Here is a 13,461-nt window from a genome sequence, read left to right as displayed (position 1 = left end):
GGTGTCCAAGAACTACAGGAGAGCGATGCCATGGACTTCACGCTGAGCGCGCGCGAAACGCAGTTCCGCGACCGGGTGAGGGCCTTTATCGATGCCGAGGTGCGGCCGCGCGACGCCGAGTATCGCGCGGCAGCCGCGGCGGGCGAACGCTGGTCAGTCAATCCGGTGCTGGAAACGGTGAAGGCACGGGCCAGGGCGGAGGGCCTGTGGAACTTCTTCATGCCGCCGCATTCGGGCCAGGCCCATGTCGACGACAGCTTCGTTTTCGAGGGCGAGCAGCTCACCAACCTCGAATATGCCCTATGTGCCGAGGAAATGGGCCGAATTGGCTGGGCCTCGGAGGTATTCAACTGCTCGGCACCCGACACGGGCAATATGGAAGTGCTGCACCGCTATGGCACCCGCGCACAGAAGGATGCGTGGCTGGCGCCGCTGATGCGGGGCGAAATCCGCTCTGCCTTTTTGATGACCGAGCCCGCGGTCGCTTCCTCCGATGCGACCAATATTGAAACCCGGATCGAACGCGACGGCGATCACTATGTGATCAACGGCCGCAAATGGTGGTCGTCAGGTGCCGGCGATCCACGCTGCAAGATCGCGATCCTGATGGGCAAGACCGATTTCGGTGCCGCGAAACATGCCCAGCAGAGCATGATCCTGGTGCCGCTCGATGCCCCCGGCGTCACCATCGAGCGGATGCTTTCGGTTTTCGGGTATGATCATGCCCCACACGGCCATGCCGAAATCACCCTGCGCGACGTGCGCGTGCCGGTCGACAATCTGCTGCTTGGCGAGGGGCGCGGGTTCGAGATCGCACAGGGTCGGCTAGGGCCGGGGCGTATCCACCATTGCATGCGCACCATCGGTGTCGCGGAGGAAGCGATTGTGGCGATGGCGAAGCGGCTGGTCAGCCGCATCGCGTTCGGCAAGCGGATCGCCGACCATTCGATCTGGGAACAGCGCATCGCCCGCGCGCGGATCGATATCGAGATGACCCGGCTGCTTTGCCTGAAGGCCGCCGACATGATGGACAAGGCCGGGAACAAGGCGGCCCAACTCGAAATCGCGATGATCAAGGTGCAGGCGCCGCAAATGGCGCTGCAGATCCTCGACGATGCGATTCAGGCGCATGGCGGGGCAGGGGTGTGCGACGATTTCGACCTGGCGCATAACTGGGGCAGCGTCCGCACGCTGCGGCTGGCGGACGGGCCGGACGAAGTCCACGCCCGCGCCATCGCCCGCGCCGAGTTCGGCAAATATGCGCCGGCAAAGGCGGACCGGGCGTCCTCGGGTGATCTGGGGGTTAGCCGGTGAAAGCCGCTGTTCTCTTCGAAGCCGGAACGCCGCTCCAGATCGAAGACGTCGCCGTCTCCAACCCCGGCCCGCGTGAGGTACTGATCCGCACCGCCGCGGTGGGGGTGTGCCGGTCCGACCTCCATTTCGTCGACGGCGCCTTCCCGCACCCGGTGCCGACCGTGCCCGGGCACGAAGCGGCCGGAGTGGTCGAGGCGGTGGGGTCGGACGTCGCGCATCTGCGCCCGGGTGACCATGTCATCACCTTCTTCACCGCATTCTGCGGATCGTGCGAGATGTGCGTCACCGGGCGCCCCTCGCTCTGCGTCGATCCCTCTACCCGCCGCGCGCCCGATGCCGAGCCGCGGCTCAAGCTTGCAAACGGGACGCCGCTCGCGCCCTTCCTCAATCTGTCGGCCTTTGCCGAAATGATGCTGGTCCATGAAAATGCCTGCGTCGCGATCAGCAAGGACATGCCGCTCGACCGCGCGGCACTGCTCGGCTGTGCGGTCATCACCGGCGCGGGCTCGATCTTCAACGACAGCCGGGTACGTCCGGGCGAAAGCGTCGCGGTTATCGGCGCAGGCGGCATCGGTCTCGCTGCGATCAATGCCGCAAAGATCGCCGGGGCAGGGCAAATCCTCGCGCTCGACCCGGTCGCGGAGAAGCGCGAACTGGCGCTGAAGCTGGGCGCCACGCACGCACTTGATCCTTTGGCTGACGGCATTGCCAAGCAGGTGCTGGGCCTGACCGGCGGCGGCGTCCATTACGCGATCGAGGCCGTCGGGCGCCCGGCTACTGCCGAACTCGCCTGGCAGATACTCCGCCGGGGCGGCACCGCGACGATTCTGGGCATGATCGCGCCGGGCCAGAATGTCAGCCTGCCCGGGCCGACCTTCCTGACCGGCAAGAAGATCCAGGGCTCGCTGCTCGGCAGCACCCGCTTCCCGATCGACATGCCGCGGCTGGTGCAGCTCTATCTTGACGGCAAGCTCGACCTCGACACGATGGTCGCGGAGCGGATTCGCCTGCCGCAGGTCAACGATGCGCTCGACAAGCTACGCCAAGGCACCAGCGTCCGCTCGGTGATCGAATTCGCATGAGCGATCTCGACGAAGCCCGCCTCGCGCATTGGGCGGTTGACCATGTAGTCGGCTTCGCGGGGCCGCTTACCGTCACCAAGTTCGCCGGCGGCCAGAGCAACCCCACCTACCGCATCGACGCGGCGAGCGGCGCCTATGTACTGCGCCGCAAGCCCTTCGGGCCGATCCTGCCTTCTGCCCATGCGGTTGAGCGCGAATATCGGCTGATCGCGGCGCTCCACCCCACCGGTTTCCCCGTCGCGCGGCCCTATGCGCTGTGCGAAGACACGGGCGTGATCGGTGCGCCCTTTTACCTGATGGAGATGGTCGAGGGGCGGACGCTGTGGGACGGGTCGCTCCCCGGCATGGCTCCGGCGGAGCGCACAGGCATCTACGAAGCGATCGTCGATACGCTCGCCGCGCTTCACAGCATCGATTATGCGGCGGTGGGTCTGGGCGACTATGGCAAGCCCGGCAACTATTTCGCCCGCCAGGTCGAGCGCTGGACGAAGCAGTATCGGGCCAGCCAGACTGACGATCTGCCCGAGGTGGAAGGGCTGATCGATTTCCTCCCCCGCACCGTGCCGCCGCAGACGCGCACCAGCATCGTCCATGGCGATTACCGCATCGACAACATGATCTTCGCGCCCGAAGGGCCGCGCGTGCTGGCGGTGCTCGACTGGGAATTGTCGACGCTCGGCGATCCGCTGGCGGATTTCTCTTATTTCCTGATGAACTGGGTGACCGACCCCGAAGGGCGTTCGGGCGTGAAGGGGCTGGCCGGGCCGGACACCGGTATTCCCACGATCGAGGCGATGGTCGCGCGGTATTGCGCCGCGTCCGGGCGCGACGGTGTGCCCGATCTCGACTGGTATTTCGCCTATAATCTGTTCCGCCTGACCGGCATCGTTCAGGGCATCAAAAAACGGATGATCGACGGCAACGCCTCCAGTGCCAAGGCGGCGGAGACGGTGGCGCGGCTGCCGGGGCTGGCGGCGGCGGCGTGGCATTTCGCGCAAAGGGCAGGGGCATGACGGCGCAGTTCGCCTTTACCGGCAAGGTGGCGGTGGTGACAGGCGCCGCCTCCGGCATCGGCCGGGCGACGGTGCGCGCCTTCGCGGCGGCCGGCGCGCAGGTGGTGGCGGCCGACCGGTCCGCCGCGGTGCACGACACAGTTGCCGGCCTGCCGCACGCGCTGGCGCTGGAAATCGATGCCGGCGACGAAGCCGATGTCGCGCGGCTGGTTTCGGCCGCGTGCGACCGGTTCGGCGGCATCGACATCTTCTACGCCAATGCCGGCATCTCCGGCGGCACGGCGGGAATTTTCGACGCGACCGTAGAGCTTTGGACCGAGGTGCTGCGAGTCAATCTCATTGGTCCGGCGCTGGCAATCAAGCACGCCGCGCCGCGCATCGTCGAGCGCGGCGGCGGGGCAATCCTGTGCACGGCCAGCGTGGCGGGGCTGCGTTCCGGCGCTGGGGGCACACCCTATTCGGCGTCGAAGGCAGGCGTCATCAACCTTGTCCAGACAGCCGCGCAGCAGCTCGCCACCTCGAGCGTCCGCGTGAATGCGATCTGCCCCGGGCTGATCGAAACCGGCATGACCCAGCGGGCCTTCGACTATGCCCGCGAACGCGGCAAGGAAGACCGGCTCGGCCAGCTCAACCCGCTGCGCCGCGCAGGCCGGCCGGAGGAAATCGCACAGGTGGCGCTGTTTCTCGCCTCCGACGCCGCCAGCTATCTGAACGGCCAGGCGATTGCCGTCGATGGCGGTCTTTCTTCGAGCCATCCGGTCACGCGGCAGGAGTTCGGCAAGGCAGCGTTTTGACGCCCACCACGGCTGGCCTTCCCGACGGCCGCGATAAGTGTTAGCGTTAACGGCAACACGAGAATTGCGAACGGGGGAGAGAATGCGCCACGGGCTGTTGCAAATTGCGATGATCCTTGCATCCGGGGCGCCGGCGATCGCCCAGGCGCAGACTGTCGCCCGGCCGATCACCATTGATGTCTCCGCGCCGCAGGGCGCCGTCGATCGCTTCTTTGATCTTTCCGTCGGGTCCGATTTCCCCGGCACGCTCGCCCGGCCCGACAGCCAGGCACAGCTCCAGACCGCGGTCGACGAACTTGGTTTTCGGTACATCCGCTTCCACGCGATCTTCCATGATGTGCTGAAGACCGTGCAGCGGCGCGACGGCAAAATCACCTATGACTGGTCGGAGATTGACCGCCTGTATGATGCCCTGCTGGCGAAGAAGATCCGCCCGTTCGTCGAGCTGAGCTTCACGCCCCAAGCGCTCAAGACGTCCGACAACAGCGTCTTCTACTGGAAGGGGAACACCTCGCACCCGCAGCTCGAAGGTTGGCGCGATCTTGTCGATGCCTTCGCGCGGCACCTTTTGCAACGCTATGGCGCCGAGGAGGTGCATCGCTGGTTCTTCGAGGTTTGGAACGAGCCCAATCTCGAAGGTTTTTGGGAAAAGGCCGATCAGGCCGCCTATTTCACGCTATATGATCTGACCGCGCGGACGCTGAAAACGGTGGACCCAGCGCTGCGCGTCGGTGGTCCCGCCACCGCTGGGTCGGCGTGGGTGCCGCCATTTCTGGCGCATGTCGCCGCGAGCAAGGCGCCGGTCGATTTCGTGACGACCCACACCTATGGCGTCGACGGCGGCTTTCTGGACGAAAAGGGCGAGCAGGATACCAAATTGTCGCCCTCGCCCGACGCGATCACTGGCGATGTGCGGAGGGTGCGGAGCGAGATCGGCGCGTCGGCCTTTCCTTCGCTGCCGCTCTATTTCACCGAGTGGAGCACCAGCTACACGCCGCGCGACCCGGTGCACGACAGCTATGTCAGCGCGCCTTACATTCTCACCAAGATCAAGGGCGCACAGGGCTTTCTCCAGGGAATGAGCTACTGGACCTATAGCGACCTGTTCGAGGAATCAGGGCCGCCGCCGGCGGCATTTCATGGCGGCTTCGGGCTGATGAGCCGCGACGGAATCCGCAAGCCGGCCTGGTTCGCCTACAAATATCTGAACGCTGTGCGCGGACAGAATCTGGCGACCGGCGACGCCTATAGCCTTGCTGCAACCGATCGGGGTGGAGTCACGGCGCTGGTGTGGGACTGGCACCAGCCTGTACAGGCGGTGAGTGACCGCCCCTTCTACAGCGCTTTGGTACCGGCGAAGGCGGAGGTGCCGGCGGTGCTGACGTTCACCGGGCTGAAGCGCGGCAGCTATCGGTTGCGGGTGCGACGGACCGGTTATCGTCACAATGATGCCTATTCGGCTTATATCGACATGGGACGTCCCAAAGACCTCAGCGCAGCGCAGCTGAAGCAATTGCAGGCGATGACTCAGGATCGGCCTGAGTTCGAACGCCTCGTCCAGGTCGGCGCACGCGGTCGCTTCGAATATCGCGTGCCGCTCCAGACCAACGATGTGGTGCTGGTAACGCTGGAGCCGGCCAAGCGCTGATGAGGCAGCGCGCTACGGAGCGTCTTTATCCGCTTAGGCCGGCTCCACCTTCGTAGCGGGCGCGGTGACGCTGCTCGATTTCCGTCGCACGAGTGACGTGATGGTCTCCGCGAAGGTGTAGATCGACGCGCGCGACCGTACGTTGACCATTGCGCGCAATGCATAGGGCAGGGCGCGGGCGGGATCGTCGAATAGCTCGAGATAAATCTGGGCTGTTTTCAACATATGGTAGGGGCGTATCCGGCGATCATAGTCGGGCGTGCGCTCTCGCATGGCGCTGAAAAAGGCTTCGTGTCCGGCCAGAACTGCCGCAGCGTTCCTGGATATCCGGTCGTTGGAATGGAGATGAAAGCGGACAAGTGGCGTCTGCTCAATCGCGAAGGGCCCCAACTCGAGGAGGCGCAGGTAAAGATCCCAGTCCTGACACGCCGGGAGGTCCGTGTTGAATGCCCCGGCTTCGATCAAAGCCTCTCGTTTTGCCAACAGGGATGATGTTGTTCCCAGTATGTTGCAGCGGGCGAGGTCGATTCTCTCCAGATGCTTAGGCGGGATACCGTTGGGTAAAACGCGGTCCGGGGCGGAATATTGCAGCGCAGTAAAGGCCGCTATCGCCGTGGGATTATTGGCTAGCGCTGCGCACTGTGCGGCGATCTTGCCGGGCAACCACTCGTCATCGGAATCGAGAAAGGCGATCCAGTCGCCTGTGCTGGCCTGAATGCCGGTGTTCCGCGCTGCTCCGCCGCCGCAGTTCACCTGATGCTGGATAATTCGAATGCGAGGGTCGATTGCCGCAATAGCGGCAGGGTCGATCGGATTTGGCGATCCATCTTCGACGACGATGATCTCGCAAATGCCAACATCGCCTTGCGCGATCACGCTCGCTAACGCCCGCTTTATCAACTCGGGTCGATTATAGACAGGGATAACAGCCGAAATACGCAGGCCCATCTCATGATTCCCCACAGATAGAACACGCTCAATGCAGGCAGAAGCCGAAGGCTTGCTATGCTCCTCTCGCACCATAGATCGGTACGTCAGGCATGCCCTTTTGTGCTCTAGGCGCTACGTTCCCGCCCATTGCTGCTGCGGCAGCAAGGTCGGAGCGCCGGGGGGATAATTTGTCAGTCACCAACGCCTCCCCCATGCCACCGCGACTATGTTTGGGACGGTAGTCCACGATTCACGCGATCTGATTCGAAGGTATTTAATGCAAAACCTATCGACACGCCAAATTTGATGCAGGCTTCTCTCTGTCAGGCTTGTCTAATTTCGATCGCGAGGGCGCTGGAATGTTTGGAATTGCGTGGCATCGGATGGGGTTAGCTAACATATCTGGGAAATTAATTGGCGGTCGCCGGCGTGCTCCAGAATCTCGACATGGAGGGCAGGGGAGGGCGATCCGACAGCGGGCGAGCCTTCTACCTGCTGCGTCTGTTCAGGGAGATTCCTATACGTTCTGCGATCCGGAAAGCTGCACCAGATCAACCGACGCATCCTGCAACTGCACGCCCGTGCGTTGGGAGCGCCGTGCCGCATGAAGCAGCGCAACGAGCGCCTCCGTTGCTTCCGGATAGTCCAGCCCGGCCGGGGGACGAATGTTGGAAATGCAGTTGCGCTCGCTGTCCAATCGGCCGGGGCGGGGGTTCCAGGTGAGATACATGCCGAGACTGTCCGGCGCGCTGAGACCGGGGCGCTCGCCGAGAATGATCAGCACGATACGCGCCTGTAGCGCCGCACCTGCTTCGTCACCCAGCGCCACCCGCGCGTGGCGGGCGATCACCAGCGGGGCGATCTGCCAGTCGGGCAGTGCCTCCAGGATGTTCGCGGTGAGCGCCGCCCCATGGGCATGGAGCGCGGTAGCCGAAAGCCCGTCCGCCAGCATGATCGCCAGATCATAGGGACCGTCCTTTCCGGCCTCCATCAGAAGCGCGGCACTATCGGGCGCCAGCCGGCGGCCGAGATCCGGACGGGTGAGATAGGTGGCGCGGTCGCTTGCCTGGCTTGCGACGAAAAGCGCCGGTCGCGGGAGCGCTGCCGCCACGCGGTCGGCGTCGAGCGGGCAGTGCACGGCGTCGCGGGCGCGGGCATGGTCGAGCTGGAAGGCCAGCGTTGCGTCCGTTGGCACGCCCCGCCCGGCGCGCCCAAGCCCGATCCGGGCCTGCGTCACCATTTGCCAGCGGGTGCGCAGGTCGGTCGGCGAACTCACTGGCTCTCCTCCGGCTCCGGCAACAGGGCATGGAGCGGAAAGGCGGGCAGCGCCAGCGCATCCGCCATCGCGTAGCGGGGGGCGCCATCGGCCGAAAGCAGACCCATGGCCGACAGCCAGGCGTCAAACTCGGGTGCCGGCTTCAGGCCCAGCAACTGGCGGGCATAGAGCGCGTCGTGAAAGCTGGTCGATTGATAGCCGAGCATCACATCGTCCGATCCGGGTACGCCCATCACGAAATTGACGCCGGCCACGCCGAGCAGCGTCAGCAGCACGTCCATATCGTCCTGATCGGCTTCGGCGTGGTTGGTATAGCAAATGTCGACGCCCATCGGCAGGCCGAGCAGCTTGCCGCAGAAATGGTCCTCGAGCCCCGCGCGCAATATCTGCTTCCCGTCGTAGAGATATTCGGGACCGATAAAGCCGACGACACTGTTGACCAGAAACGGGTCGAAGGCGCGGGCAACGCCATAGGCGCGCGCTTCCAGCGTCTGCTGATCGACGCCGTGATGCGCATCGGCGGAGAGGGCCGATCCCTGGCCCGTCTCGAAATACATCACCTGCTGGCCGACTGTGCCGCGGCCGAGCGCGCTGGTTGCCTCCCACCCTTCGTGCAACATCGCCAGCGAGATGCCGAAGCCTGCATTCGCGCCTTCGGTGCCGGCGATAGACTGGAACATCAGGTCGAGCGGCGCGCCGCGTTCGATTGCCGCGAGGCCCGAGGTGATATGGGTCAGCACGCAACTCTGGGTGGGAATATCGTAGCGCGCGCGGAGCGCGTCGAGCCGATGCAGCAAATCGATGGTCGCAGGCAGATCGTCACGGGCGGGATTGATGCCGATTACGGCATCGCCGCACCCCATCAGCAGTCCGTCGAGGATCGAGGCGGCGATGCCCGCCGGATCGTCGGTCGGGTGGTTGGGCTGCAACCGCACCGCCAGCGTGCCCGGCAGGCCGATAGTTGAGCGGAACCGGGTCACGACGCGGATCTTCGCGGCGACCGCGATCAGATCCTGGTTGCGGCAGAGCTTCGATACGGCGGCCGCCATTTCCGGCGTGATGCCCGGCGATACGGCGGCGATCGCGGCGCCGTCGGTCTCGTCTTCCAACAGCCATTCGCGGAATTCACCGACCGTCAGATGCGCAATGGCGGCAAAGGCGGCCGCATCGTGCCGGTCGATGATCAGCCGCGTCACCTCATCCCGTTCATACGGCACGACCGCATGGTCTATAAACGTGCGGAGCGGGAGGTCGGCCAAGGCATAGCGCGCCGCAACCCGTTCGGTGGCATCGGCCGCAGCGATGCCGGCAAGCACATCACCCGAACGGAGCGGGGTCGCCGCGGCAAGCAGGCGCGCGAGATCGGGAAAGGAATAGCGGGTTCCACCCAGATCGGCCGCGAGCCGCATCGCTGTCACACCCGCCCGGTCACGCGGTCTAGAAACCCGGTCAGCACGGCGAAATAGGCATCGGGCTCCTCGTAAAAGGGCATGTGCGAACTGTTGGGGAACACATGGATGCGTGCGTCGGGCATGGCGCGGAACATCTTTTCCGAACAGGCGGGCGTCAACTCGTCATGCACGCCGGTCAACACCAGTGCGGGCGCGCTGATGCGGTGCATGTCGGGCACTCGGTTCCAGTTGGTCATGTTGCCGGTGAAGGTGAATTCGTTCGGACCCTGCATGGTGTGGTAGGGGCCCATGTTCCAGTCCTCCAGCGCGCGGGTCAGCGTTTCGGGCCACTGCTTCAGCCGGCAGACGTGGCGATAGTTGAGGATCGTGATCGCCGCCTGATATTCGGGATGATCCATGGTGCCGGCGGCTTCGTGCGCGGCCATCATCGTCACGGTTTCGTGGCCGAGGCCGAGCTTAAGGCGCTTCAGTTCCTCGACGAGATGGGGAATGTCGCACGCGCCGTCGGCGAGGATCAGGCTGGCGATGCGTTCGGGATGCGTCAGCGCATATTCGGTGCCGAGCCAGGTGCCCCAGCTATGGCCGAGGAAATGCACCCGCTCCGCCCCGAAAGCGTCCCGCACTGCATCTGCCTCGGCAACATAGCGTTCGAGCGTCCAGAGGCTGGTGTCCTCGGGTCGGTCGGAATCGCCGCAGCCAAGTTGGTCCCAGGTGACGACGCGATAGCCCGCCTCGACCAGCCGCATGTGCGGAGCGCGCAGATAGAGGCTGGGCAGCCCCGGCCCGCCATTGGCGAGCATAACCGTTTCCGGTCCCTCGCCCGCGCAATAGCCGATGACGTGATGGCCGCCGGGAAGGGCGATGCGGATGCGGTCGGGGGTGGCGGACATGCGGGTCTTTTCCTGCTGGTTTGGATATTATGCGGAGACGGCTGCCGGTCGGGTCATGCGGCCGCGTGCACGCCACAGCATCGCGAGCGGCAGCAGCGCCGCGCACGCAACAAGCGACGCGCCGGCGTCAGTCGCCAGCATGGTCGGCAGCCCGCCATGGTCGAACGCCTGCCCATCGACCGCCTGCATATAGGTGATCGGCAGGCAGGTGGCGGCCTGCAGAAAGGCGAACTGGGTCGCCGCGAGCGGATTGTCGTTGCCGATGCTGCGGAACACGATTGTCGCCTCAACCGCGAAGGCCGCCGACTGGAAGATGTTCTGGCCGATAAGGGCCAGCGTGAAGATCGCCGGCGTGCGCGGCATGCCGATCAGGGAAAGCGTGAAGAGAGCGCCAGTCGTGCCGATCGCGAGGTAGAGATAGAGCGGCTCGATTTGTCGTACGAGCCGCGGAATGCACAGGGAGCCGACAATCCCCGCGCCGGTCACGCCGATCCCAGCCACTGTGGCGACGAAGGCTTCGGTAGCGCCGAAGCGCGCGCCGAGCCCGCCCAGCGTGTTGGTTAGTGCGAAAGAGGAGGCCGGCAGACAGAAAAGGAACAGCGTGCGCAACACCACCGGTTTGCGGACCAGCGCCGCCAGATCGCGCCCCAGCGTGGCGAAACTTTCGCGGGCACCGCGCTTCTCGCCGCTGGAGGCCGGGACGAACGGAAACAGCGCGAGCGGCAGCACGATCAGCAACGCACAGGCAATCGGCCCTGCAGGTTCCGGCAGGCCGCGCAGGAAGCTGATGAACAGGATCGCGCTGAGGCCGAAGCCAGCGACATTGCCGATGGTAAAGCCGGCCGCGAGCCGCCCTTCCTGCCCGGCGGGTACGACCAGGCTCAGCCAGCCGCCAATGGCGTTGTAGTAGAGATTGGAACAGAGATAGCCCGCGAACAACAGTATCGCGAGCCGATCAGGATGATCGAGACTGTGCAGCGCCGCCAGCGCGAAAAGCGCGCTCAGCACTGCAAAGACGATCGCATAGCTGCGCCGGTTGAAGCGCACGTCGAGAATGGGAGCCACCAGAAAGCCGGCAAAGGTGGGGAACAGCGCTATCGCGGTGATCGAGGAGATCATGCCCTGCGGCACGCCCTTGGCCGCAAGCAACTGCGGCATCGTCATCAGGCACAGGGCGCCATAGCTGCCGAAGCTGAGGTTGGTCAGTCCCATCAACGCGGGCGACAGATGAAAGCGTCTGCGGCTGTTCGACATGCATGCTCCCGCCAGCGCCGGGTTGACGCATTTGGTATTTAGTATCCGATTGTGATCGAAGGTCCAGCCTGATTGTTCCCCCGCCCATCATGCACAGGCTTCTTTGCGCCCGACAATGCCGATAAGGGGCGGGGCGGGGAGATAGACGCCAATGTCGTTGCCTGCTTCTGCTTCATCCGCCGGAACCGGCGCGGAACCCGACCAGCGCCGTAACGCTATCGCCGCCGCACTGCTGCTCGTGGCCACCTTGCTGGCGTTGGTGACGTGCGGCGGCCTGCTCGTTTATGGCGCTGGCCGGGGAATCGACCTGACCGACGAGATTTTTTACCTCGTCTGGGCGCGTGACCCGAACGCTTATCCGCTGCTGTATCAGCCCTTCGGCTATCTGCTGCATCCGCTGTTCCGGCTGGTGCAGGGCGATCTGCACTATTACCGGCTGGCGGGCTTCGGCGTCACTGCAGTTGCGGGCGGCCTGTTGGGGGCAAGCCTTGCGCCCGACGCAGGCGCGCGGCTGCGGTTCGTGCTTTTCGGCGCGGCAGCCGGCCTGACCATCTATTTTCCCTGGATCATCACCCCCAGCTATAACTCCGCCGCGAATGTCGGGGGCATGCTGCTGGTTGCCGGCATGGCTGCACTTTCCTCTCCGCGCGCAAAGATGCTGGCGGCAGCGTGTCTTTCGCTGGCGGCCGGGCTATGTCTCGCCCTCTTCGCCAAGCCGCCGCTGTTCGCGCTTTCGGTCCTGCTGATCCTGGCATTGGCGGGGTGGTGTTGGACCCGTGACCGCAACAAGCGCTGGACGCTATTGCTCGCGCTACTTCTGGGCGCAGGGCTGATCGCGTGTTTCCTGCCGCCCTGGCAGATGCCCGGCTTGATCGCACGGATGGCTAAAAGCCAGCACATACTGGCTCTCCCGAACACACCGCTGCGCTTGCCGATCAAGATCGCCCTCGATTGGCTGGCAGTGCCGCCGGCGCTCAGCGTCGCGGCGATCGCGTGCCTAGCCGGGCTGGTTCTGTGGCGGCATCGCTGGTCCGGCTGGCTCGGCGGAATCGCGATGGCGGCGGCGGCGTGGCATCTCGCCAGCGGCCTGCCGGATGTGCTGGATGCGAGCATTCCCGAGTTTGTCGGCCTCGCGCTCGTCCTGATCGCCTGCGGATATGCGCTCGTGACGCGCCCGGCAGCGCTTCGGGATCGACTGATGCTGCTCCTGCTGCTGGCCATGCCGACGGCGGTGGCGTTGGGGACGTTCAATAACCAATGGGCGCAGCTCGATTTCAGCATGGTCTTCCCGTTGCTGGCGCTGTTCCTGCTGGCGGCGCGCGATCCTGTTTGGTGGCGCAGCGGTGCGGCGCATCTGTTTTGCGTGCTGGCGCCCGGTGCGCTGATGCTGCTCGCGGCCAGCGCCCCCTACAGCCTGCCCGCGCCGATCTTCGCCCAGCAGATCCCCGTGCGGCACCCGATCACTGGCACGCGCATTCTGGTCGATCCGGAGACGGCGGATTTCGTCCGTGAAGCCGCAGGGCAGGCAAAGGGCGCGCTGCTGGTCGACCTGTCGGGCACGGGCCCCGGAGTGGCGGCGTCGCTGGGCGCCCAGGCGCCGGTGCTGCTCTGGCTCAATCCCGCCACGCCGACCTGGCCGGATGTCGTCTGGTCGCAGCTCGATGCCCCGGCGCGTGCCCGCGCCTGGTTTGTAACGCCGGTCTGGCCGCTGTTTCGCAATGGTGCGCCCGCGCGCTGGTTCGCCGCGCACCGGGCGCACTATTGCGCGACCGACTTGCCGGAGATGACCTTCTGGGAGGAGGAGCGCCAGCTTCAGCTGTGGCGCCCCTGCTCCGGGGCCAGATGACG

Annotated in this window: 11 protein-coding genes; 6 read left to right on the top strand and 5 right to left on the bottom strand. The window is 65.1% G+C overall.

Going from position 1 to position 13,461, the window contains the following annotated elements:
* The first annotated feature begins 30 nt into the window (after positions 1-30).
* The 5 genes from ACT53K_RS07285 to ACT53K_RS07265 all read left to right on the top strand — a co-directional run bounded on the left by ACT53K_RS07285 (position 31) and on the right by ACT53K_RS07265 (position 5,851).
* The gene (locus ACT53K_RS07285; RefSeq protein ID WP_476227897.1) at positions 31-1,314 is read left to right on the top strand and encodes an acyl-CoA dehydrogenase family protein; all 1,284 of its coding nucleotides are present in this window, start codon (positions 31-33) and stop codon (positions 1,312-1,314) included.
* Positions 1,311-2,396 (top strand): Zn-dependent alcohol dehydrogenase, encoded by a 1,086-nt coding sequence (locus ACT53K_RS07280; RefSeq protein ID WP_476227896.1) that lies wholly within the window; start codon positions 1,311-1,313, stop codon positions 2,394-2,396. Before ACT53K_RS07285 ends, ACT53K_RS07280 begins: the two co-directional genes overlap by 4 nt.
* Positions 2,393-3,409 (top strand): phosphotransferase family protein, encoded by a 1,017-nt coding sequence (locus ACT53K_RS07275; protein WP_476227895.1) that lies wholly within the window; start codon positions 2,393-2,395, stop codon positions 3,407-3,409. The genes ACT53K_RS07280 and ACT53K_RS07275 overlap by 4 nt, the downstream gene beginning before the upstream one ends.
* A complete protein-coding gene (locus ACT53K_RS07270; protein WP_476227894.1) occupies positions 3,406-4,203 on the top strand; it encodes an SDR family NAD(P)-dependent oxidoreductase in 798 nt (265 codons plus the stop codon). Before ACT53K_RS07275 ends, ACT53K_RS07270 begins: the two co-directional genes overlap by 4 nt.
* A gap of 109 nt (positions 4,204-4,312) precedes the next feature.
* On the top strand, positions 4,313-5,851 hold the full coding sequence (locus tag ACT53K_RS07265; protein ID WP_476227893.1) for a GH39 family glycosyl hydrolase: 1,539 nt from the start codon (positions 4,313-4,315) through the stop codon (positions 5,849-5,851).
* 33 nt (positions 5,852-5,884) lie between these two features.
* Here ACT53K_RS07265 and ACT53K_RS07260 read toward each other — a convergent pair whose 3' ends face one another.
* The 5 genes from ACT53K_RS07260 to ACT53K_RS07240 form a co-directional block, all read right to left on the bottom strand.
* Positions 5,885-6,799 carry a glycosyltransferase family 2 protein gene (locus ACT53K_RS07260; protein WP_476227892.1) on the bottom strand — a complete coding sequence of 305 codons (915 nt, stop codon included), beginning with the start codon at positions 6,797-6,799 and terminating at the stop codon, positions 5,885-5,887.
* A 499-nt stretch (positions 6,800-7,298) separates the two neighbouring features.
* Positions 7,299-8,057 carry an ethanolamine ammonia-lyase subunit EutC gene (gene eutC / locus ACT53K_RS07255; RefSeq protein WP_476227891.1) on the bottom strand — a complete coding sequence of 253 codons (759 nt, stop codon included), beginning with the start codon at positions 8,055-8,057 and terminating at the stop codon, positions 7,299-7,301.
* A complete protein-coding gene (locus ACT53K_RS07250; protein WP_476227890.1) occupies positions 8,054-9,466 on the bottom strand; it encodes an ethanolamine ammonia-lyase subunit EutB in 1,413 nt (470 codons plus the stop codon). Before ACT53K_RS07250 ends, eutC begins: the two co-directional genes overlap by 4 nt.
* 5 nt (positions 9,467-9,471) lie before the next feature.
* A complete protein-coding gene (locus ACT53K_RS07245; RefSeq protein WP_476227889.1) occupies positions 9,472-10,359 on the bottom strand; it encodes a proline iminopeptidase-family hydrolase in 888 nt (295 codons plus the stop codon).
* Between the two features lie 27 nt (positions 10,360-10,386).
* Positions 10,387-11,613: an MFS transporter gene (locus ACT53K_RS07240; protein WP_476227888.1), complete on the bottom strand. Its 1,227-nt coding sequence runs from the start codon at positions 11,611-11,613 to the stop codon at positions 10,387-10,389.
* 151 nt (positions 11,614-11,764) lie between these two features.
* Between ACT53K_RS07240 and ACT53K_RS07235 the strand changes: the two genes are divergently transcribed.
* Positions 11,765-13,459, top strand: a complete 1,695-nt coding sequence (locus ACT53K_RS07235; protein WP_476227887.1) for a hypothetical protein — start codon at positions 11,765-11,767, stop codon at positions 13,457-13,459.
* The last annotated feature ends 2 nt before the right edge of the window (positions 13,460-13,461 follow it).

Source organism: Sphingomonas sp. DMC8 (genome assembly GCF_056314185.1).
This window is presented reverse-complemented; position numbering and strand designations above follow the sequence as displayed.